The sequence below is a fragment of the Helicobacter sp. 10-6591 genome (genome assembly GCF_003288805.1).
In the GTDB taxonomy this organism is placed as follows: domain Bacteria; phylum Campylobacterota; class Campylobacteria; order Campylobacterales; family Helicobacteraceae; genus Helicobacter_F.
On the sequence record NZ_NHYK01000011.1, the window covers coordinates 1 to 22,678 of the forward strand.

22 protein-coding genes are annotated in these 22,678 nt (G+C 38.9%); 11 read left to right on the forward strand and 11 right to left on the reverse strand.

Going from position 1 to position 22,678, the window contains the following annotated elements:
- The 5 genes from CCY97_RS04675 to CCY97_RS04695 all read right to left on the reverse strand — a co-directional run.
- Positions 1–1,280, reverse strand: a 1,280-nt coding sequence (locus CCY97_RS04675) for a dihydroxy-acid dehydratase (protein WP_258456985.1), incomplete at its 3' end; no start/stop codon positions are given.
- 284 nt (positions 1,281–1,564) lie between these two features.
- Entirely contained in the window at positions 1,565–2,647 is a 1,083-nt protein-coding gene (locus CCY97_RS04680; protein ID WP_112064329.1) for a type II secretion system F family protein, read from the reverse strand.
- Entirely contained in the window at positions 2,638–4,140 is a 1,503-nt protein-coding gene (locus CCY97_RS04685; RefSeq protein ID WP_112064330.1) for a GspE/PulE family protein, read from the reverse strand. Before CCY97_RS04685 ends, CCY97_RS04680 begins: the two co-directional genes overlap by 10 nt.
- The gene (mshL, locus tag CCY97_RS04690; RefSeq protein WP_112064331.1) at positions 4,140–5,648 is read right to left on the reverse strand and encodes a pilus (MSHA type) biogenesis protein MshL; all 1,509 of its coding nucleotides are present in this window, start codon (positions 5,646–5,648) and stop codon (positions 4,140–4,142) included. Before mshL ends, CCY97_RS04685 begins: the two co-directional genes overlap by 1 nt.
- Positions 5,645–5,989 carry a hypothetical protein gene (locus CCY97_RS04695; protein ID WP_112064332.1) on the reverse strand — a complete coding sequence of 115 codons (345 nt, stop codon included), beginning with the start codon at positions 5,987–5,989 and terminating at the stop codon, positions 5,645–5,647. Before CCY97_RS04695 ends, mshL begins: the two co-directional genes overlap by 4 nt.
- 282 nt (positions 5,990–6,271) lie before the next feature.
- Here CCY97_RS04695 and plsY point away from each other — a divergent pair, with 282 nt between their 5' ends.
- Together plsY and CCY97_RS04705 are read left to right on the forward strand one after the other, a co-directional pair.
- A complete protein-coding gene (gene plsY / locus CCY97_RS04700; RefSeq protein WP_258456986.1) occupies positions 6,272–6,958 on the forward strand; it encodes a glycerol-3-phosphate 1-O-acyltransferase PlsY in 687 nt (228 codons plus the stop codon).
- A 3-nt stretch (positions 6,959–6,961) separates the two neighbouring features.
- A complete protein-coding gene (locus CCY97_RS04705) occupies positions 6,962–7,294 on the forward strand; it encodes a dihydroneopterin aldolase (protein ID WP_112064333.1) in 333 nt (110 codons plus the stop codon).
- 134 nt (positions 7,295–7,428) lie between these two features.
- Here CCY97_RS04705 and CCY97_RS04710 read toward each other — a convergent pair whose 3' ends face one another.
- The 4 genes from CCY97_RS04710 to CCY97_RS04725 all read right to left on the reverse strand — a co-directional run bounded on the left by CCY97_RS04710 (position 7,429) and on the right by CCY97_RS04725 (position 12,215).
- Entirely contained in the window at positions 7,429–8,856 is a 1,428-nt protein-coding gene (locus CCY97_RS04710) for an O-antigen ligase family protein (protein WP_258456988.1), read from the reverse strand.
- Between the two features lie 87 nt (positions 8,857–8,943).
- Positions 8,944–10,821 (reverse strand): molecular chaperone DnaK, encoded by a 1,878-nt coding sequence (gene dnaK / locus CCY97_RS04715; protein ID WP_112064334.1) that lies wholly within the window; start codon positions 10,819–10,821, stop codon positions 8,944–8,946.
- 27 nt (positions 10,822–10,848) lie between these two features.
- Positions 10,849–11,406: a nucleotide exchange factor GrpE gene (gene grpE / locus CCY97_RS04720; protein ID WP_112064335.1), complete on the reverse strand. Its 558-nt coding sequence runs from the start codon at positions 11,404–11,406 to the stop codon at positions 10,849–10,851.
- Positions 11,407–11,429: 23 nt separating this feature from the next.
- Complete coding sequence (locus CCY97_RS04725; protein WP_112064336.1) at positions 11,430–12,215, reverse strand: HrcA family transcriptional regulator; 786 nt, start codon at positions 12,213–12,215, stop codon at positions 11,430–11,432.
- A 245-nt stretch (positions 12,216–12,460) separates the two neighbouring features.
- On the opposite strand from CCY97_RS04725, the gene CCY97_RS04730 reads away from it, so the two are divergent.
- Positions 12,461–13,090 carry a class II aldolase and adducin N-terminal domain-containing protein gene (locus CCY97_RS04730; protein ID WP_112064337.1) on the forward strand — a complete coding sequence of 210 codons (630 nt, stop codon included), beginning with the start codon at positions 12,461–12,463 and terminating at the stop codon, positions 13,088–13,090.
- Between the two features lie 13 nt (positions 13,091–13,103).
- Here CCY97_RS04730 and CCY97_RS04735 read toward each other — a convergent pair whose 3' ends face one another.
- Positions 13,104–13,736 carry an META domain-containing protein gene (locus tag CCY97_RS04735; RefSeq protein ID WP_112064338.1) on the reverse strand — a complete coding sequence of 211 codons (633 nt, stop codon included), beginning with the start codon at positions 13,734–13,736 and terminating at the stop codon, positions 13,104–13,106.
- On the opposite strand from CCY97_RS04735, the gene CCY97_RS04740 reads away from it, so the two are divergent.
- Genes CCY97_RS04740 through CCY97_RS04775 form a run of 8 tightly spaced genes read left to right on the forward strand, consistent with a single transcriptional unit; the run spans position 13,728 to position 21,339 of the window.
- Positions 13,728–14,240 (forward strand): CvpA family protein, encoded by a 513-nt coding sequence (locus CCY97_RS04740; protein ID WP_112064339.1) that lies wholly within the window; start codon positions 13,728–13,730, stop codon positions 14,238–14,240. The genes CCY97_RS04735 and CCY97_RS04740 overlap by 9 nt on opposite strands.
- Before the next feature lie 38 nt (positions 14,241–14,278).
- The gene (lysS, locus tag CCY97_RS04745; RefSeq protein WP_112064340.1) at positions 14,279–15,859 is read left to right on the forward strand and encodes a lysine--tRNA ligase; all 1,581 of its coding nucleotides are present in this window, start codon (positions 14,279–14,281) and stop codon (positions 15,857–15,859) included.
- Positions 15,860–15,893: 34 nt separating this feature from the next.
- Positions 15,894–17,141 (forward strand): serine hydroxymethyltransferase, encoded by a 1,248-nt coding sequence (locus tag CCY97_RS04750; RefSeq protein WP_112064341.1) that lies wholly within the window; start codon positions 15,894–15,896, stop codon positions 17,139–17,141.
- Positions 17,142–17,165: 24 nt separating this feature from the next.
- Positions 17,166–17,708 (forward strand): DUF1882 domain-containing protein, encoded by a 543-nt coding sequence (locus CCY97_RS04755; protein ID WP_112064342.1) that lies wholly within the window; start codon positions 17,166–17,168, stop codon positions 17,706–17,708.
- Between the two features lie 12 nt (positions 17,709–17,720).
- A complete protein-coding gene (locus CCY97_RS04760) occupies positions 17,721–18,539 on the forward strand; it encodes an SPOR domain-containing protein (protein ID WP_112064343.1) in 819 nt (272 codons plus the stop codon).
- A gap of 4 nt (positions 18,540–18,543) precedes the next feature.
- Positions 18,544–19,545 (forward strand): Gfo/Idh/MocA family oxidoreductase, encoded by a 1,002-nt coding sequence (locus CCY97_RS04765; RefSeq protein WP_112064344.1) that lies wholly within the window; start codon positions 18,544–18,546, stop codon positions 19,543–19,545.
- On the forward strand, positions 19,545–20,117 hold the full coding sequence (locus tag CCY97_RS04770) for an acyltransferase (protein ID WP_112064345.1): 573 nt from the start codon (positions 19,545–19,547) through the stop codon (positions 20,115–20,117). The genes CCY97_RS04765 and CCY97_RS04770 overlap by 1 nt, the downstream gene beginning before the upstream one ends.
- Positions 20,110–21,339 (forward strand): nucleotide sugar dehydrogenase, encoded by a 1,230-nt coding sequence (locus tag CCY97_RS04775; protein WP_181562828.1) that lies wholly within the window; start codon positions 20,110–20,112, stop codon positions 21,337–21,339. The genes CCY97_RS04770 and CCY97_RS04775 overlap by 8 nt, the downstream gene beginning before the upstream one ends.
- On the opposite strand, the gene CCY97_RS04780 is transcribed toward CCY97_RS04775, so the two are convergent.
- Entirely contained in the window at positions 21,318–22,667 is a 1,350-nt protein-coding gene (locus tag CCY97_RS04780; protein WP_112064347.1) for a ComEC/Rec2 family competence protein, read from the reverse strand. The two genes, CCY97_RS04775 and CCY97_RS04780, sit on opposite strands and share 22 nt — an antisense overlap.
- Positions 22,668–22,678: the final 11 nt, after the last annotated feature.

A 22,678-nucleotide genomic window follows, 5' to 3' on the forward strand; every position in this document is an offset into this window, starting at 1 on the left:
CCCTTATCCCCCCTTTGACCCCCCAAACCCCCGACGACGCTTTCAAGGGTGCTTCGCACAGAATTATTTGATTGGGCAAAGCCTTGATGAGAATCTAAACCGCTAGATTCTGAACTTGCCATAGAATCCGAGCTATTATCCTCACAAATTCTAGTATTTTGCGGTATGGCTGTGGAGGTTTTTGCGGGATTTTCAGAGGTTAGCGCACTTGGCGTGCGTGCCTCTGGAAATTTCGCAAATCCTTCGCATTGCATACCCAAAGACGAATTTCTTTTTGCCACCTCATGCATTACCGCATTCACTCCTCCTGCTCGGTTTATATCCTCCATATGCACACTACTAAGAGCTGGGGCGATTTTGGCGATATGCGCGACTTTGCTAGCGATAGTGTTAATAGATTCTAAGCTAAAATCCACGCCTGCTTCTTTAGCAATGGCTAGCATATGCAAGATTGTATTTGTGCTTCCCCCCATTGCCATATCCACGACAAAGGCATTATGCACAGCTTTTTTATTTAAAATATTGCGCATCTTAAATTGCTCGCTTAGCTTAGAATCTAGTGCAATTTCTACAATCCTCCTTGCAGCCTTGCGTAGTAGCTCGTCCCTCTCAGGCGTTAGTGCTGGAATCGTGCCATTTCCAGGCAGTGCCACACCCATCGCTTCACAAAGGGTATTCATAGAATTGGCTGTAAACATCCCAGAGCAGCTACCGCCACCAGGACAGGCGTTGCATTCTATTTCGTGTAAGCGTTTTGCATCTATCTTGCCACTCTCATACGCCCCTAGTGCTTCAAAGGCGGAGTTTAAATCCAAAATCGTGCCATCATCAAGCTTGCCCGCTAGCATTGGACCACCGCTTACAAAAATCGTCGGCACATCCACGCGCAACGCCCCCATAAGCATACCGGGCACAATCTTATCGCAGTTTGGGATACACACCATCGCATCGAGGCAGTGGGCATTCATCACAGATTCTATAGCATCAGCGATAAGCTCTCGGCTAGGTAGAGAGTAGAGCATACCGCTATGCCCCATAGCGATACCATCATCAATGCCTATGGTATTAAACTCAAAAGGCACGCCCCCAGCCTTTCTAATCTCCTCTTTGACAATAGCAGCGTATTTGTTTAAGAAAAAATGCCCCGGAATAATGTCAATATAGCTATTTGCCACGCCAATAAAAGGCTTGTCAAAATCCTCGTCTTTTAGCCCTGTTGCACGCAATAAACTCCTGTGTGGTGCCCTTTGGAATCCTTTTTTAATCGTATCGCTTCGCATAGTTTCTCCCTCATCTCAAATAGATTGGGATTATAAGGTTTTTGAGATTAAACCTCTCTTTGTAGAGGGGGAACTCAAGCGATTAAAATAATCCTAATTTATAGGCTAAGCCGATGTGAGGAGTAGAGATATTAGTAATGTAATTTTTGCTGATTAGGAATATTTGTTGTGAATTCTCAGGTGGTGTAGAAGTGTTTAGTTTTGCTAGATTTTGTAAGAGAGTTGGCCAATATCTTTGCAAAAAATCCATTGTGTTGGACTTCGTGTAATTCTGTTATTCTGCTTTAAAAGTTCAGTGCGCTTGAACTTAAATCCCACATGGGTACAAATACGCCCAATGCTAAAAGCAAAATCATACTGCCCATTGCTATGCTCAAAGTGGGCTCTAGTAGGCGCAAAGCAATGTCTATCTTTTCTTTGGTCAGATTCTCTGTATTGCGTGCGATTATTTCAAACATCTCTGCTAACTGCGCGCTTTTCTCTCCCACAGAAACAAGTGCGAGATTTACAGAATCCAAAAGCCCCAGTGTCTCTAGTGCGAAGCTTAGCGGCTTGGCATTATAGAGCAAGATAGGGAGCTTTTGGTACTGAATCCTTAGTGCCTTATTCTGCACGCTATCAATGGCAAGTACAAGGCTTCTCTCAAGCGGCAACGCACCTTTGAGCATATTTGAAAGTCCAAAGCAAAAATTATAGCTATCTCTTAAGCGTGTAAGCTCGCCAATTAAAGGCATGTGCAAGATAATTCCATCAAGCCTTAGGGCAAAATCAGGCAGATTCTTATACATCATCCGTATGCTTACAATAATCCCAAAGACCACGCCAACCCAAAAAATTCCAAAAAGCTCAAACAAATCATGCGCCCAAAGCAAGATATTTGTCCATACAGGCAGCTCCACTCCAAGCTCACCAAAAAGCTCCAAGAATGCCGGCAGCACAAAATAAATAATTGCCACAAACGCTAGCACCATAGAGCAAAGCACGACTATTGGATACACGAGAGCCTTTTTTATCTGTGAGCTTAGCTCTGCTTTCAGCGCGAAGTGTTGCGCAAGAGTGTGGGTTACAAGCTTAAGATTGCCACTTGTTTGTCCTAGCTGCAAAAGCACGCAAGCAAGATTCCCAAATACATCGCTGTGGCGCAAAAAACATTCATGAAGAGCTAAACCCTCTTGTAGGCTCAATACAATATCCTTAAGAGCAGATTCTAAATACACATTTCTTGTCTTAAGATACTGCATACATTCAAGAAGCCCCACTCCAGAATCTAGCATAATAGACATCTGTTTAAAAACAGCGCTAATCTCGCTATTTGGTATGCTTTTTTGTAGTAAAGACCTGATTTTATACACAGAATCTACCACCATACTCTATGTACCTCATCTATACTACTCTGCCCACTTTCAAGCAAATTTTTTGCATCTACATCCATAGGAAACATTTTTATATCTTGCAAGTCTTTCTTTTGGTCTCTCAAGAATGTGCTCAAAGATTCATTATTGAGTAAAAGTTCATTTATCATTATGCGACCCTTAAAGCCATAGCCTTGGCAATGCTTGCACCCTACGCTACGCCAGAGATTTTTCTGATCAAGTTGTAATTGTTCTATAAGTCCCATATAAAGGCCATTTTTATACTCCTTATAAAACCCCTCACTAGCCTTTATACTGCAATGTTTGCAAAGTCGTCTCACAAGTCGCTGTGCGATAATAAGTGAGAGGCTAGATGCAAGAATATCCACCTTCCCCCCAAGCCCTAAGATTCTATCCAGTGCGCCTAGACAGTTATTAGCATGCAAGGTTGTAAGAACTAAATGCCCTGTAAGAGCAGACTGGAATGCTAGCTCTAATGTTGCTAAATCGCGTATCTCACCTATCATCATCACATCTGGATCTTGTCTTAAGGCACTACGCAAGGCCTGATTGAATCCAAAATCATATTGCTCATTTAAAAGAATCTGTGTGAGGCTATCTACTTGGTATTCGATTGGATCTTCTATCGTGAGTATTTTTTTATGGCTGGATTGGCTTGATTTGAGCATTGCATGCAAAGTCGTGCTTTTACCACAGCCTGTAGGTCCTACGAGTATAACCACACCACTCCCTTTATACAAAGTCGAAGTGATAATCTGCAGACGCTCTGTATCAAAGCCTAGATTCTCAAGCTCTAAAACCTCTATATCCTTTGGCAAGATCCTTATCACCAAAGACTCTCCACTAATAGTAGGCACAGATGAAAATCTGAAGTCAAATTCTTTGTCTTGGAATGTCTGTGAAAACCTCCCATCAAGTGCCTTGCGATTTTCTGTCATATCGATATTGCATTGAAGTTTTAGCCTTGAAGAAAGTACAGCAAAAAGATTTTTTTCTAACACAAAACTCTTTTGCAAGATTCCATCTATCCGCTTTCGCACAAGCGCATTTTGTGTATGAAGCTCAATGTGTATATCGCTACTTTGGGAGTCTATAGCTTCTTGGAGGATAAAGTCTAAAAGTCTCTTGACTTCTTTGGAATCTTCAAGTCCCTCTTGTGTGTTTGGATTTTTGTAGGTATTTGTCTGCAAGAGTGCAAGCTTTGCTTTGAGATTCTCACACAAAAGCCAAAATTCTGCCTGCAAAAGTGCTCTTTGGTAGAAAAAATCAAAGTCTTGTATTTGGTAAAACTCCACGCGCAAATTTGCAAACTTCTTATCCAAATGGAATGCCAATAATTCTTTTTGCACAGAATCTCTGAGTGCGATTTTGATGCTTTGCTCAGTCTTTTGGAAAGCAAAGCATTCTAGTTTCTGCATAAATCCCAGCTCAAGCATGCCAAGCACACCCAAATCCAGACTTTCTAAATCTAGAGATTCGTTTTGCATTATTGCACTTTTTCTAGGAACTTCTTGGCATCCTGAGGAATCCCATCGCCTAGTCCTATGATGTGTGGCGAGATGACAATAATCATCTCCTTAGTAACCTCTATATTCTTTGTATAGCTAAAAAGATATTTAAGAAGTGGAATATCACCTAAGAGGGGGAGTTTCTTGCGGGTTTTGGTCTGTGTCTTATCCATAAGTCCGCCTAAGACTATCTTTTGTCCATTTTCTATTGCGACAAGAGATGAGAGATGTTTGGTCGAAAGATTGGGTGGGGAAGCAAGAGCGGTAGTTTGGTTTTCTGTAGAGGAGTCTTTTGTCTTTGTGATTGAGGGATTTATCTTAAGAATCACGCGAGTACCTTCGATGCTTGGCGTTACATCGAGCAAAATCCCCGCAAACACTGAAGGAAAAGCCTGCGAAGCATTTTGGACAGAAGTGCCTTGTGTGGTTGTCTGGAAAGTTGTATTTTGGCTGTATCGAAGGACTGAGCCTACGCTTATTATCGCTGGCTGGTTATTAAGTGTCAGCACTCTGGGGTTTGAGAGAGATTCCACCTTGCCATAGGTTTCTAGAAACTCAATGATGCGCTCTATACTCACGCCTTGTGAAAAAATATTTATCCCATAAGAGTTGCCCGCACTCCCTAACACAAAAGAACTGGCATCAGGACTACCTATAGGAGCACTAGAGAAATTTAGCAGCCCAAAGAACTGCTCCCAATCTACCCCATAAGTGCTTGTGTTGCTGTGTTCGATATTAAAGATATTCACATCAATAAGCACTTGGGAGTGGATTTTATCTACCAAAGAGCCTATGTACTCCTCCACACGTGCTATTTGGTTCCTGCTACCTGTGATTGTTAATAATCCAGCTCCTTTGTTTATAACGATATTTTTCTGCTCTGAATCTGGCTTATACCAATCACCGGGTCGATACGCAATGCTATAGATCTCATTTTCTAGCTCACCCCAAAAGTCCATCTCATCAATCGAGTAAATCTTCGTCCCGCTTTTGCCAATCCCTAGCGTATTTTGTGCGGCTTTATTAAGCGCCATTTTGTGTGCTTGGGATTCAGAATCTAGCCCATAGCCATAAGCTGGAGTTTGATAAAGCATATTGTAAGAATCTTGGGAGAAGAAGACATCTGTATTGCTTGAGCCTACCCTTGCTGTCGAGATGTAATTGATACTAAAAGTTTTGGTTTGTAATGCTTTGAGTTCTAAGGTTTTGCCATCAAATACATAGCCTATATCGCTTTTATCCAAAATCACCCGCAAGACATTTTCTAAGCTTTCATTAGAAAATCTTAGTTGTGTCTTTTGTTTATCAAGCAATTGTTTTGAGTTTTGGGTGTATATGATATTAAGAGCGCATTGAGTAGCTATACCATCAAGCAAAGCGGACGAGGATACATGAGCATTTAAGGTGATCTTACAATCACACAAGCTATGAGACAAAAAACACAGACAAAAAATACAGACAAATTTTGCGTGTATTTTGTTCTTCATTTTTTTATTCTTATATATTGCTTATAGCCGTTGCGCTCAAGTAATATAGAATCTTTAGTAATCTTTAGTATTTCAAAACCGTTGATTTTGTCTTTGGGTTTATACCACCTGCCATTGAGCAATGCTTTGTTGTTCATAATAGCTTCTAGCACTAGCTTTTGCTCCTTAGCAGGCGGTACAAACGGATTATGGTCTAGGGATTTTTGGATAAAGTACGGCTGGTTTGAGAGGGATTGGAGTTTATAAGAAAGATCATTGACGCACTGTATATCGCAAACTCGTGTATATAAGCTGCTGGAATAGATTCCATAAAAGCAAAAGCTTGCTATCTTTTGCCTCATAACATCTCCTTAAGAGAAAATGACAAGTGCGCAAATACTATCCCAACAGAAGTTAAAACCCACTTAACCTCCCTATACGGATATATTACAAACTAGAAGTTGTAATACAGCTACTCTTGGGAAGTAGCATAAGGGCCAAAGATTCTGATACACGCAAAGACAAGCTATAATGCGCCCCTATTTTTCTTGGATATGACCAGAGGATTTTGCAGAGTGCTATAGATTTGTCATGGTGAGACAAGCGAGATAGTAAATAAAAGACCTTAGGATAAAGGAAAAGGTATGGATATGTATTTGGATTTATTTTCATCATTTGGCGAGATTGTAAGCAATACCAATATTATCTTTTATCTCTTAGCATACGTTATAGGCGGGATTCCCTTTGGACTCTTGCTAGTAAGAATGCTTTATAAGATAGATATCCGCACCATTGGATCAGGTAGTATAGGCGCGACAAATGTCTATAGAGCAATAAAAGAGTTAAACCCACAAGTCGCAAAAACTCTAGCTATCTGTACAATCATACTTGATGCTTGTAAGGGCATGATTATCGTAGCGCTTGCTAAAGCATTTGGCCTCAGTTTTAGTGTCCAGTGGTCTATCGCGCTGCTTTCTATCCTTGGGCATTGCTATAGTCCATTTCTAGGTTTTAAGGGTGGCAAGGGCGTTGCTACAGCTATTGGTTCAGTTATCTTGCTTATTCCTATTGAGGGAATCTTTGGGCTTTTAGTATGGGGAGTTGTTGGTAAAGTCTTTAAAATCTCATCTCTTTCATCATTGCTAGGTGTGCTTAGCGGGATTGCGCTCACCTTTGTACTGCCTTATGTTTTGCCACTACCAGATTCTATAAATATACTCACACAAGTTGGCACCCATACACCTGTAGTGCTCATCGGCTTGCTCATTCTTTATACACATATTCCAAATATCAAGAAGCTTCTTAGCAAACAAGAAAGCAAGGTTTTATAAAATATGGAGTTGTGCCTCATTATTGAGGATTTAACCTTAGATACCATCATTGGCATACTTCCACATGAGAGAATCCAAGCCCAAAAGCTCCATCTAAATGCAAAAATTTTCTATGACTACCACCAAGAATTTTTAGATTACACACATATAATAGAATTCATCACAAATGACATACACAAACATAAATATGAGCTCTTAGAAGATTTGCTTTTGAATCTCACAAAAAACCTTAAAGATACTTTTGTGAATATCACTAGCCTCTATTTGGAAGTTAAAAAACCAGAGATTCTTAAAGATTGCATCCCCGGAGCGAGTATCAAGAGGTCTTTTGTCTAAATTACATCTTCTTGTGGCCAATTTGCTAAGCGATATGTATCAAGCGAAAAAGCTTCTGTAGGGAATTTTAAGGAAGATTCAAGGTAGTCCAAGAGAAACTTTAAAGTCTCTTTGGTTTGGAGTTTGTGTCAAGATCAAAGATTGCTTAGAGGTCCATTTCTGTATCTCATGCTATATCCATAAACCAATCCAATCACAACAAAAAATGGTTGCAAAATCACGCCATAGATTGAATCAAAAAGACATTGCACACTGATTCCACAAAGAAGCACACAGCAGCTAAGTCCAATCAATCTATCAAGAGCGTATCTGGAGGTTGTGCTAAAGTCTCTTATATTTTTAAAAAGCAATCCCACAAATACCACAATTGCTAGAAATCCGAGGATTCCATAGCTTAAAATCAGGCTGATTATAAAGTTATGCGGAGCATTGTAGCCATTAAAGCTATCCCCGCTAATACTCATATAAACACGATTTTCTAGGTTTTTTAGCTCATAATAGTGTCTCAAATATTGTCCTATCTCAAATACACCTACGATATGTGGTTTGAGTGGGTTATCAAGCACTGCAAGGAGTGTGGATTTTGTCATTGCGATTCTTGCAAGTGAGGAATGCTCCCATGTAAAAGATGCTTTTCCATCCTTTGTACTTTCGTTTGTGCATTTTAATCCACTGAAACACCACGCATCGTATTTCCCCATTTCACTGGGTTGGGTATTCCAGACTTCAGAAAAGTTATCAATCATATGAGCGAAGTTGTAGCGATCTGGCAAGTTTTTGCTGTAGTGGTAGCCAAAAATACCACCCACGCCCATTGCTACAAAAAGCGTAGCAAGCACAAAAACTTTGAATCTGTAGGTATAAAAGATAAATGGCGCAATAAACATTCCTACTAATGCGACCAAAAATGAGCGTTCGCCATTTGCTAGCATTGCCTCAAGACAAGGATAAAGCCCTGAGAGAAACAAAATTCTAACCCACCAATTTTTAAAGACAAAAGCCCCGCTTATGCAGACTGCACTTGGTAATAACAACCAAAGATTGTAAGTGAAAACTTCCTTAAAATAGAATGGCACGCGTCTAAAGCCTTGTGTTTCTTGTGTGATATTGATGGTTTGGACTATTTCGATTATGCACAAGAGCGCAATAAAGCCAAAAAAGACGGCAACCAGCGCTCTTTGGACATAGAATGCGAACAAGAAGCTGAGTGTGAAAAGAATAAAATAGCCCAGAATATGTGTATTGACCGACCGAAAGACTTCAGAAAATGTGCGTGGCATTATTGGGTTGAAGTAAGTAAGAAGCCCTAAACAAATAACGACTACAAAACACAAAAATGGAATCCTCAAAAACTTCAAATCCTGCTTACTGAATTTTTTCCAAAAAGCTAAGACAAACAAAAGCCCGCCTATGTGAAAAAAGCTCTGTGTTTGTAATACTTTACTCAGTGAAGCGAGTCCTAATGCATAAAGCAGCATTCCTGTGCAAAAAAGCAATAGCACAAGAATCTGCATGCTATAAAGAAGTGGAGAATTTTCTTTGGATTGTTTGGAGTATGACAAGTCGTTCCTTAAATGAATACAAAGTGTGAAAAAGAAAAATATTTAAGCAAATGATTTATACAAGCGCAAGGAAAGCTTGTATAAACTCTACTCCACCTCTGCATCGATTACATCATCATCTTTGCCTTTTTTTGCACTTTGTGTATTGCCTGCATTTTGCGCGTTTGATTGCATTGCTTGTGCTAGGGCTTGGGCTTTGTCATTAAGGTTTTTTATCTTAGATTCCAATTCCTCTTTAGTTGTGCTTTCGCTCTTAGCGCTATCTTCTAGCTCTTTGACAGCAGATTCAATCTCGCTCACAACATTAGAATCTAGCTTGTCTTTGTTTTCGTCCAAAGTCTTTTTAGTTTGGTAAGCGAGGCTATCTGCTTGGTTTTTAAGCTCAATAAGTTCCTTTTTCTTTGCATCCTCTTCCTTGTGAAGCTCTGCATCTTTGACCATTTTTTCAATTTCAGAATCCGAAAGCCCACTTGAGCCACTGATTTGGATCTCTTGGCTTTTGCCTGTGGTTTTGTCTTTTGCACTTACCTTTAAGATTCCATTTGCGTCAATGTCAAAGGTTACTTCGATTTGGGGCACACCGCGAGGGGCTGCTGGGATACCTGTAAGATCAAATCTACCAAGCGATTTATTATCCCTTGCTAGCTCTCTTTCACCTTGTAAGACATTGATACTTACTGCCGGCTGATTATCCTCATAGGTAGAGAATACTTGGGCTTTTTTGGTTGGGATTGTTACGCCGCGCTCAACGATTTTTGTGCAAATCCCTCCTGCAGTTTCAATCCCTAAGCTTAGTGGCGTTACATCAAGCAAGAGCACATCTTTGACATCGCCTTTTAATACCCCGCCTTGAATTGCTGCACCCACGGCTACGACTTCATCAGGATTCACAGATTTATTCAAATCTTTACCGATAAATTCTTTCACTCTTTCTTGCACTTTTGGGATTCTCGTGCTTCCGCCTACCATTACAACTTCACTAATGTCGCCTTTGCCAAGTCCAGCATCCTTTATCACAAAGTCTATTTTTTTGATAGTTTCCTCAATCAAATCATCTATAAGGCTCTCAAACTTCGCGCGCGTAAGCTTTTTTACCAAGTGCTTTGGACCGCTTGCGTCAGCTGTGATAAATGGCAGATTTATTTCTGTTTCTTGTGCGGAGGAGAGCTCTTTTTTGGCGTTTTCAGCTGCATCTTTTAAGCGCTGTAATGCCATCACATCACCTTTGATATCAATGCCACTTTCGTCTTTGAACTCTTTTGCTGCCCAATCAATAATGCGATTGTCAAAGTCATCGCCTCCAAGGAATGCATCTCCACCTGTAGCAAGCACTTCTACTACATTATCACCAGTCTCAAGCACGGTAACATCAAATGTCCCACCCCCTAAGTCATACACCATAATCTTTTCAGATTCTTTCTTGTCAAGCCCATAAGCAAGTGCTGCCGAAGTTGGCTCATTAATAATTCTTAACACATTAAGCCCAGCAATCGTGCCTGCTTCTTTTGTAGCCTTGCGTTGGGAGTCATTAAAATACGCCGGAACGGTAATTACTGCTTCTGTAACGCTCTCACCTAGATAGCTTTCCGCATCCTCTTTGAGCTTCATCAAAATCTTTGCAGAAATCTCTTGTGGCGTGTATATCTTGTCATCAATCTCCACTGCACACGCGCCATTTCTATCAATGATTTTATAAGGAAGACGCTTTTCTGCTTCTTTTGCCTTATCTTCGTTAAACATAAGCCCCATAATGCGCTTGATTGAATAAATCGTTTTCTTTGGGTTTGTAACTGCTTGTCTTTTTGCAGGCTCACCTACTAAGACCTCGCCTTTATCTGTAAAAGCCACGATTGAAGGGGTTGTATTTTTGCCTTCTTTGTTTGCTATTACCTTTGCTTCATTGCCTTCATAAACACTCATTGCTGAGTTTGTAGTTCCTAAGTCTATGCCTATTACTTTTGCCATTGTATATCCTTTCGTTTTTAAGATTAATCAGTCGTTTTTTACAATACTTACCATTGCAGGGCGTAAAAGCCGTTGCTTGTAAGTGTAGCCATTCTGCAAAACCTGAGCGATTGCGCCATTTTGCTTTGCCTCATCTTTGACTTGCATGAGGCATTCGTGGAGATTTGGGTCAAATTCGCCACTTGTGTCAATTGGCTCAATGCCATGCTTTGCAAGTGCTTTATAAAAAGTCTCAAGTGTGAGCTCTAAGCCCTCCGCGATTGCATTTTGCGTAGAATCTGCTTGGGAATTTTTGGCAGATTCTAAAGCCTTTTGTAAAGTGTCAAGCACAGGGAGCAAGTCTAGTCCAAAGCGTTCATTTGCGTATTCTAAACTTTGGTACTTCTCACGCTCTAAACGTTTTTTGGTATTTTCAAAGTCCGCATAAGCACGCGCGTATTGATCCTTTAGCTCTAAATATTTTGCTTGGAAGTCTTGTGTATCTTGAGAATCTTGACTTTCTTCTTTACAAACTTCATTTTCTAGAATGCTATTACTGATTTCTTGTTGAGAATCTAAATTGTCTTGTTGTGTATCTTTTTCCATTCAACCTCCTTTGATTATTGAGTCTAACTTGCAAGTTCCGCATAAAACTTCGTATAGTCTCTATCTATCTTTCCTACGCAAAAAGCACGTCCATTGAGCTCTTGGATACGCACTTCTTGCATAATTCCCAAATAGTCTTTTGGCAGGATTTCATCAAAATAGATTCCATTGTGTAGTTTATGGAATACGAACCCATTGATAATGTCTAAAAATACCTCCTCATTTTGAGATTGATCTAACATTTCATTTAGTGCATTCAGACAGAAATATGACACATTGGATCGTTGAGCATTTTCTAGTGAATTGAGAAGTTCTAATGCACGCACTTCATAGGCAATCTTTTTGATATCTACCAAATCAAGACTTGCTAGTTCTTGTAAGAAACGTTCTAATGAAGCGTTGTAATTCATTACTGCTTGGCTTTGTTCGAAAAGCAAGACGAGGTAACGATCTTCGATGTTTATGATGCGTTGCAATTTATTGCTCACTTCAATGGAGAGAATGCAGCAGATTCCATATTTGTAGCTATTTTCTTTTAAACGCTTGAGATCCAGGATAAGTGGATTTTTTGTATTGATATTTTTTATCCAGTGATTTTTGAGTGCTGCATTTGTAGGAATCCTGCCACTGCTGATATGGGGTTGAAAGAGCCAGCCTTCGCTTGCTAGAACCTTAAAATGGTTGCGGATTGTTGCAGAGGAAAAGGAGCTGCCATAAAAAGCTTTAAGAGATTCTGATCCGATTGGTTCTTTATATTGCAAATACTGGACAATAACTTGCTCTAGTAGAATTTCTTTTTTTTTGTTCATGCCCAACTCCTTTCTTTACTAAGATTCAATTTTTTTAAAATTTTCTGGCGCATTGTAACAAGATTTTTAGCAAATTAGTAAATAAATTGCTAAAATTTATAAAACTTTAGTCAATTAATATAAATTTTTATAAATAAATATATTAAAGAAATATATGTAAATTATTGATAATTTAGCGTTTATGAAACTGGGTTTTGAGGATATTATTGATGTTTTAAGCCTAAGAAATCAGCTACAATTCCTTTATGAATATACACCTAAGAGAAGTCAGTAGAGAGCTTGTTGGCCAGTTATCTCAGATTTGCCTGTCGTTTTTTCAAAGAGAATTTTTGGGAGCTTTTCATGGCTCTATCTCTGCAAGAATTTCTCAGGATCGCTTTGTGATAAACAAACGTGAGGTGATTTTTGACAATATTTGTGAATCAGATTTGATCGTGCTTGATAAAACCCATGATTATCGTTGGAATGACGCAAGTAGCGATGCACATATCCATGCCAATATTTATGCGAGTTTTAGTGAAGCAAAATTTATCTGCTATGCCTCTTCGCCCTATATCACAGCATTTTCATTGAAAAATGCAAATCTAAAACCACAAGATTACTTTGGATATGAGATGTTAGGCGAGGAAATTGATATTTTTGATCCCAAAGATTTTGAGAGCTGGTATGAAAGAGCAGATACAGATATTGTGCGCAATCTTAAGGCTACCAAGCGCAATTTTATTATCATCCGTGGTTATGGAGTGTATGTCTTTGGGAGAGATATTGGGCATCTTAATAAAATCGTTGCGCTTATTGATCATAGTGTGAAAGTGCTTACATTAGCTGAAGGTTTGTATTTAAATACAAAAGACAGCACGCATTTTGAGGTTTGAATCATTTCAAGGCTTAGTTTTTTGTATTTTTGAAAACTGCTATTGCAGAGTCTTTTTCTAATACCAATTCATTATTTTTGATAGAGAAATTCAAGCTATTTTTGAAGAACCGCAAAAGAAATCCTTCGATTTTCATACTCTGAGAATCACAAAGCCTTTTTGTTGTGTTTATGTTTTTGAAATGTAATTTGTTGTTTTGGGTTTTGTAAGTACCTGTAATCGTGTTGCATCCTAGATTTCCGTCAAATCCTTTTTCTGTGATATTTAACAAAATCTCATTTTCTGAGTCATTAAGACCGATAAATTCCCCATTGAGATTGAAAATATAGAGTTTCCAATTTGTTTGTAAAACCTTGAAATCTGTAGGGTGTTCATATTCTGTAGATAGGAGTAGGCTAAAACACAAACAGAGGAAAAATTTTTTCACAACTAACCTTCTAGCTAAAAAATGTTGAGAATCAAAAAATGCAAACACTAAAACAACACCAAATAAGCACAAAAGATTCCAAGAGTCTTCATATGGAGTTTTTAAGCAAACTTCCATTACAATCGTGTATTTCACAATAAGCACTAAAAATTTTCTTACAATATTTTTTGTGATGAATCTTAAGTCATCGTAAGGATTCTCGAGATTTATATGGAACATATAAGCTATATTGATCTTTGTTTGTTTGTTTTGATAGTACTTTTGAGCGTAAAAAACGTCTATCAAGGTTTTATCCGTAGTTTTTCTAGTTTTCTTGGATTGCTTTTTGGGGTTTTTCTTGCGACGAGGTTTTGCAAGGAATCTAGCAGCGTCTTAAGCACATATTTTTTTGATTTATCCCCGCAAATAAATAATATTATTGCTTTTATCGTGGTAACTACAATCGTCTATCTCGTCTCCATGCTTGTTGGTGAGGTGGTAGCTCGATATTTCCAAAATACCCTTATCAAAAAACTAGACAAATCATTAGGGCTTATTTTTGGATTCTGTAAATCTTTTGTGTTTTTATCAGTCATTGTTTATTTTTTGCTCCAGATACCTTTCTTACAGAATTTCTCCCAGAAAATGCAGACTGATAGCTTTGTCTATCGCCTTATGCAGGATTTTACGGATCAGATTCTAAAAATTGATGCTATTAAGAAATCAATCAAATCACTCGAGTAAGCGATACAAGATTTTTACAAAGCAAGCAAAGGAAAATTATGTTTTCAAATTTTTATATCCAGCAGAGACTAAAGAAATCTTGTATGCTTAAGCAGCTTGGTAAATCCCCGTACCAAAGCAATGCTTCTCGCACTCTGAGCAATAAAGAGTTTTTGAAAAAATATGATTTTTTTCGTACCTTACACACTCAAGATTTGCAGCAAAACAATCCCGATTCATTCACCCAAGATACACAATCTCCTGCGCAAGCTGATACAAATTCCAAAACTACAGAGTTTGTCGTAGGACGCGTGCGTTTTATTCGTCTGATGGGTAAGGCGTGTTTTATTAAGATCCAAGATCAAAGCGCAATCTTGCAGGCTTATATCAGCAAAAATGATATAGGAGAGCAGTTTGATGAGATAAAAAAGATTTTAGAAGTTGGAGACATTGTAGAAGTCGGGGGGTTTGCTTTTGTTACTAAAACTGGCGAGCTTAGTATCCATGGACTGAGCTTTAGAATCTTAAGCAAGGCGATAATTCCTTTGCCCGAAAAATTCCATGGACTTAGCGATATAGAGCTTCGTTATCGTCAGAGGTATGTGGATTTGATTGTAAATGAGCAGGTCAAAGAGACTTTTGTTTTACGCAGTAAGATCATTGCTAGTATACGAGAATTTTTTGATTCTAAAAATTTTTTAGAAGTTGAGACGCCAATGCTTCATCCAATACCTGGTGGCGCAAATGCACGCCCATTTATTACATACCATAACTCGCTTGGGGTAGAGCGTTATTTACGAATCGCCCCAGAACTTTATCTTAAAAGACTTATTGTTGGAGGATTTGAGGCTATTTATGAGATCAATAGAAATTTTAGAAATGAAGGGATTGATCATTCTCATAACCCAGAGTTTAGCAGCATAGAGTTTTACTGGGCTTATCATACTTTTAGGGATCTTCTTGTGCTCACAGAAGAGCTCTTTTCTTTTTTATTTCAAAAACTTCACTTGCCTAGTGTGATCGAATTTGGAGATATGAAAATCGATTTCAATAAATGGCAGAGTATAAGTTTTAGAGATTCTCTTATAGATATTGGTGGGCTAGATTCTTCTGTGGTGGATGATAAGATGGCGTTGCAAGACTTTCTTAATCAAAATGGTGTGAAACTAAAAGCAAATATGACTTATGGGAAGCTACTTGAAGAGGCTTTTGGCAATTTTGTGGAATCTAAGCTTATCAATCCTACATTTATCACAGACTATCCTATTGAAATTAGCCCATTAGCACGTAGAAGTGATACGGATTCTGAGATTGCTGAACGTTTTGAGCTTTTTATTGGTGGGCGCGAGATTGCAAATGGTTTCAATGAACTCAATGATCCGCTGGATCAAAAAATGCGCTTTGAGCAGCAAGTAGCACAAAAAGATGCAGGTGATGAAGAGGCACAATATATGGATGAGGATTTTTTGTGGGCTTTGGGTTATGGTATGCCGCCAACTGCTGGTGAAGGTATAGGAATTGATAGATTGGTGATGTTGTTGGCAAACCAAAAGAGTATTAAGGATGTGATTTTATTCCCCGCCCTTAAGCCTTTTAAAGCAAATTATGATATACTCGATTCCAGTAATCAAGGGGATTGAGAGTAATAACACAAGAACAGATTTGGAGGAATGAATGGGTTATTTTTTAGAGCAAGATTCTGAGCTTTTTTCTCTAATCAATAAAGAATTGGAGAGACAAAACACACATTTAGAGATGATTGCAAGCGAGAATTTTACTTTCCCTAGTGTTATGGAGGCTATGGGTAGCATTCTCACCAATAAATATGCTGAGGGCTATCCGGGTAAGCGTTATTATGGTGGATGTGAATTTGTCGATGGAGTTGAGAATCTTGCAATTGATAGGGCAAAGAAACTTTTTGGCTGTAGATTTGTCAATGTCCAGCCGCATTCCGGATCGCAAGCTAATGGTGCTGTTTATGCCGCCCTCCTTAAGCCTTATGACAAGATTTTAGGCATGGATCTTAGTCATGGTGGGCATTTGACACATGGGGCTAAGGTTAGTGTAAGTGGGCAGATTTATCAAAGTTTTTTTTATGGCGTGGAATTGGATGGGTATATCAACTATGATAAAGTCCAAGAGTATGCAAAGGTTGTAAAACCAAACATTATAGTGTGTGGATTTTCTGCTTATACACGAGAACTTGATTTTAAACGTTTCAGGGAGATCGCAGATTCTGTGGGTGCGATTTTGATGGGTGATATTGCGCATATCGCAGGACTTGTGGTTGCTGGTGAATATCCTGATCCTTTTCCGCATTGTCATATCGTTACCACTACCACACATAAAACCTTGCGTGGTCCTAGAGGTGGCTTGATTATGACAAATGATGAGGAGCTTGCAAATAGAATTAATAAGGCTGTTTTCCCAGCTTTGCAAGGTGGTCCTCTTATGCATGTCATAGCGGGCAAGGCTGCAGGGTTTTTAGAAAATCTCAAGCCCGAATGGAAAACCTATGCCAAGCAGGTGAAGGCAAATATCAAAGAGCTTGGTAAAGTACTGGTTGAGAGAGGCTACACACTTGTCAGTGGGGGAAGCGATAACCATCTTATACTCATGAGTTTTCTTGATAAAGAATTTAGCGGCAAAGATGCAGATATTGCATTGGGGAATGCGGGAATAACCGTGAATAAAAACACTGTTCCAGGAGAGATTCGATCGCCATTTGTTACAAGTGGTGTGCGTATAGGTTCTCCTGCGCTTACAGCTAGAGGAATGAAAGAAAAAGAGTTTCGCTTTATTGGAGTAAAAATAGCTGATATTTTAGATGATATACACAACACTTCTTTACAGCAGAACATAGCGCAAGAAATTAAGCAATTAAGTAGAGATTTTGTCATTTATGATAGAGCTATTTATTGAAGCGTTTCTTGTAAGGAAATAGTTATGACCGAAATGGATTTGAAATTAATCAAGATGGATACATCGCACTACTACCAGAGGCAACCAGGCATTGGTCAGAAAGTCGTGCATTCAGGGAAGATTCTTTATGATAAATTCCGGCTTGTTGATTCCATTCTTACATCTACTATCATCAGAGAACATTGGGACAAGAAGCTTACGGTCGCCCATTCGCTTGTTTTGAAAAATTCTAAAATCGAGAACATTGTCTTTGATTACAACGGCTACAATCCTGAGAGGTTTTATCATAAGGCACAGCTGTTGTTGCGCGATGAAGGGTTTATCAATTTTACAGCATACAATTCAAAGACACCAGGGCATCTGCATCTGTATATCCACAAAGGACATACAGAGTTAGGAGAAGGAAAGCGTCTTGCAAAAATGCTCTCAATGAAACTCTCACAGTCTTGTCCTGTAGAATGGCGTGTATTTCCAAATGACACTTTGCCGTTGTCTTTTAATATCCTCGCTCTGCCTTATGAGGTATTTGCAAAAGAACGCGGAGTTTCTTGGTCAAAATATATGTAAAGGAGCACTATCATGGAAGAAAAAACGGAATTTAACGACATTCTTATCGATAGTAAAGAGCACGATCAGAATCGAAATAAGAAAATGATTTTTTTGCTAGCAGCAGCCGGGTTGCTTTTTGTGATTCTTGTCATAGCTATCATTGCAGGATTAGCCAATGGTGAGAGTGAGCAAGAAAAGACAGAGAAGAATGTTGCATTGCAAGGTAGTTTAAAACCACAGACGGAAGAGGCTTCATTGCAGGATGTTGGCAATCGATTTGAGCCGGTCAAAACCCAAGATTCTTTAGAAAATGATCGTTTTGAAGAGATAGTCCGTCAGATTCAAGAAAGAGCCAATACACAAAATTCTGGGGCACCTTCTAGTACGTCCAATACAAAACCACAGATTCTCCCAACCCCAGAATTACAAGACCAATCTCACAAAACACAGCTTCCACAAAGAGAATCTTCGCAAACACCTCCACAAAAGACGCCACAAGATACAAAGCCATCACAAAACACGCAGCAGCCACAAGCAAGCAAATCAGCAAACACACAAGCAGCACAAAAATCTGTATCCCAACAAAAGCCTAGCGCTACTGGGTCAGATAGGAGTAAAAATGGGCAGAGCGCGACAAAGGGACATTACATCCAGGTTGGCTCATTTGGGAATACGCCTAACAAAGAATTTCTAGGCAAGATAAATAACTACAGCTATCGGACTTATAAGACAAAAAACTCGACGAAATATCTCATTGGTCCTTATAATTCGCGGACTGATGCAAATCGTGATATGCTCAAAGTCAAAACAGATATGGGAGATGAGGTTTTCTACTACGAGGTGAAGTAGTTTTATGTCTGCATTTGCGTTAGTTGGTGCGGCAGGGTTTGTCGCACCTCGACATTTGCATGCTATCAAGCAGACTGCCAATATTTTGGTGGCGGCTATTGATACTAGTGATTGCGTTGGTGTCTTAGACAGTTATTTTCCAGAAGCAAATTTTTTTCTTTCTTTAGAAACTTTTGGAAATTTTTTGTCTGCATACCAAGACAATACCATTGTCTCCTTAGAGCAAGCTCCATATCAATCTGTAATTTCTCAGAACAACTTCGCTGTGTTGGAATATCTTAGTATTTGTACTCCAAATTTCTTACACAAGAGCCATATAGAGTTTGCCCTTCACAATAAACTGCATGCGATTTGTGAGAAGCCTTTAGTGCTAGACATACAAGATGCACTTGATCTTCTTGATTTGGAAAAAAAATCTGGCAAGAATATTTTTACAATTTTGCAACTTCGCCTCCATCCAAGTATTATTGCGCTGAAACAAAAGGTAGATTCTATGCCCGGGCATATCTTTGATGTACAGCTGAGTTATATTACAGCTCGGGGCGAGTGGTTTTTGCGCTCATGGAAAGGTGATGAGGCAAAAAGTGGCGGTTTAGCTTGCAATATCGGTATCCATTTTTTTGATATGTTGCAATATGTTTTTGGTGAGTTTAGAGAGAATGTATTGCATCATAAGACAAGAGATTCTATGAGTGGTTATTTGGAATGTGCTAATGCAAGGGTTTTGTGGTTTCTTTCTATTAATAGCGCGCATCTTCCAGAATCTGCCAAGCAAAAACAAGCCAGAAGTTTTCGCTCTATGCGTGTAGATTCTCTAGAGATTGATTTTAGTGATGGATTTGAAAGTCTTCATACTCTAAGTTATGAGCATATCTTACAAAACAAGGGCTTTGGTATAGAATCTACCCTGCCTTGTATCGATATAACGCAACAGTTGCGATATATGCAGCCAGTCGGTTTGCAAGGCGAAGTCCATCCTCTAGCTTATAAACTCAAAAAAATATAATGCAGTGTTTTATCCATGAAAGTGCTGTTGTAGATTCTGGTGCTTTGATTGGAGCTAATTCAAAAATTTGGCATTTTTGCCATATATTTGCAAGCGCAGAGATTGGCTCAGATTGTGTGATTGGACAAAATTGCATGATCGGCAATAATGTCAAGATTGGCAGTAATGTGAGAATCCAAAACAATGTGAGCATCTTTGAGGGAGTGGTGGTACAGGATAATGTATTTATTGGTCCTAGCGTGGTCTTTACGAATGTGAAAAATCCGCGAGCTTTCATTTCACGCAAGAATGCTTTTGCTCAGACATTGCTCAAGCAGGGTTGCTCTATAGGGGCAAATGCCACTTTGGTTTGTGGTGTGAGTATTGGTATGTATGCATTTATAGGTGCTGGTAGTGTGGTAAGCAGGGATATTCCAGACTTTGCTTTGGCACTTGGCAATCCTGCTCGCGTGGTAGGCTATGTGGATAAAGCTGGTGATAGAATGGAATTTGATTCCAACAACCAAGCAATCGATAGCTTTGATAAGAGTGTATATGAACTCAGAGGCAATAAGGTGGTGTGTATTGGTTAAAGTCGCTGTCATAGGGCTTGGCTATGTGGGTTTGCCACTTCTCTTAGCTCTAAGCAAATTTTATAAGATCATTGGCTTTGATATTGATGCCACTCGCATACGCAATCTCATAAAAGGCTTTGATAATAACACGCAGGCACATTTTGCGCCATCACAAAATATTTTTTTTACTTCAGATTCTAAGTATCTTTTGGAAGCAGAAGTTTTTATCATCGCTGTGCCTACGCCAATTTATACCAACAAAACCCCGGATTTGTCCCATCTTTTCAAAGCCACAAAGATTGTCGCTAAGAATCTCAAGAAAAATGATTTGGTGATTTTTGAATCCACGACCTATCCATTTTGCACAAACTTGCAATGCACTAAGATTCTCTCTGATTACTCCAAGCTTGTAGCAGAGAAAGACTTTTTTGTCGGGTATTCACCTGAGAGAATAAATCCTGGCGATGATACACACTGCTTAGAAAACACAACCAAGATTATCGCGGCAAATACACCCTATGCAAAAGAGCGCATGAGAGCTTTATATGAGCAGATTACAGATGTTTATATTGCACCAAGTATTGAGGTAGCAGAAATGGCAAAGCTCATAGAAAATGCGCAGCGCGATTTGAATATCGCCTTTATCAATGAAGTGGCGATTATGTGCGATAGATTAAATCTCAGTGCTACAGAGGTTTTAAAGGCAGCGAGGACAAAATGGAATTTTTTGGATTTTGCACCCGGACTTGTAGGTGGGCATTGTATAAGTGTTGATCCTTACTATCTTGCTTTTATTATGAAAGATTTTTCTTACAAGCCAAAAATTCTTAGCATGGGGAGATATGTCAATAACAAAATGCCAAGTTTTTTAGCTAAAAAAATCAGGAATTTAAGCGTAGAGCTCGGATTGGGCAGTGAGTCTCAGGTGTTAATCTTGGGGCTTTCGTTTAAGGAGAATTGTGCTGATATGCGTAATTCTAAGGTGGTAGATTTACGCAAGAAGTTCAAAAAGCAAGGCTTTAAGGTAAAGGTTTTTGACCCACTCATCGATAGGAGTCATGCAAAAAAACTCTTTGGATTCAAACCCTTAAAAAGTTTAGAATCCCGCAAATTTGATATTGTCATTCTTGTGAATGCACACAAGGAATTTTTAGACCTTGATATAAGATCTCTTGTAAGAGAGAAGCATATTGTCTTTGACTTAAAGAATATCCTCTCTTATGCTACCCATAGGTTGTAGTATAAATACCCCAAGAATGCCACTGCGCTTATTAAAAGTAGAATATATGCTTTCACAAAGCGTATACTCAATAATCCCAAGCACAAATACACAATAAAAAGCCAAGTGGGTGTGAAAACCTCAATAGCAGTGATTGGCATGCCAAAAAGTTTCAGAAGCAACGAATCAAAAATCCAACCAACACCAAACACATGTCCAACAATGCTTAGAGGAAAGAAAACACAAAATGCAATGCTCAATAGTATAGAAGCAATGCTATAAGCGCTGAAGTAAGGAAAGAAAAAATGCACAACAATAAGCATATTAAGGAATATCACTGCATTAAACAACAAGGGCAAGATAAAAATCTCAATCCAGTGATGTGGGAAGCGAAAATAACGGAGAAAAAGATAGACATAAAATACACCCATAAATGAAAGAAAAAAGCCAACGCTACATATCAAATGCGGAAACAAACTCACACATACCACACCAACAAGAAACAAAAATGTAAAATCCAATACCTTTACACCACTATATAAAAGCACAAAGCTAAATGCCGCCATAACCCAAGCGCGTAAAAATGATGGAGTAAATGACAGCACACAAAGGTATATAAACAAAAACACAAGCACTAGTAGGCTTAAATCAAAAAAGCGATTTCTGTAAGGAACATAAGACTGGAAGATTCTATATACAAGGCTTAAGACAAAGCCAAGACTGAGACTTAGCACACCTAGATGGAATCCGCTGATAGCTACAAGATGGGCAATCCCTAGTTTGTTGCTTGTATCTCGCAGCTCTTTGGGTAAAAAGTCTGCAAAATAGAGCGTCTTATACAATGACGCCATACTCTCTTGGGCATGTTGCCTATCAATAGCTTCTCTTAAGACATTGCGGGAGTCTTTCTGGGATTCTAAACTCAAAGAGAAATTGACAAAAAAGCATGAACGCAAATATTGTAAAAAATCGCATTGCAGTGGTTTACCAAAGATACGCACAAAAGAATGACTAAGGTCTTTGATATCTTCTTTTGAAGTGGTGTAGAGAATATGTCCATCTTGACTGCGGAGTTTGATGACAAAATAAGGCTTACCGTTCTTGTCTTGCTTTGTGTATTGGGCAATCACTTGCCCTTGGATTTCTTTAGTGTTTAGGTCGCCTAAATAGCGTAGATAAGATTGGTATTCTTGGTAGAGATTGAGTGTGAATATGCAGCCACAAATCGCAACAAACACTGTCCAATGCAAAGGAGAGGAAAAAAGATTCACTCTTAGAATTTTTGTTTGCTTCGCATTTATGGTGTTTCTTTGGAAAAATCTCCAGCATTTTGTGAGAATCTCACGCATACAATCTGCAT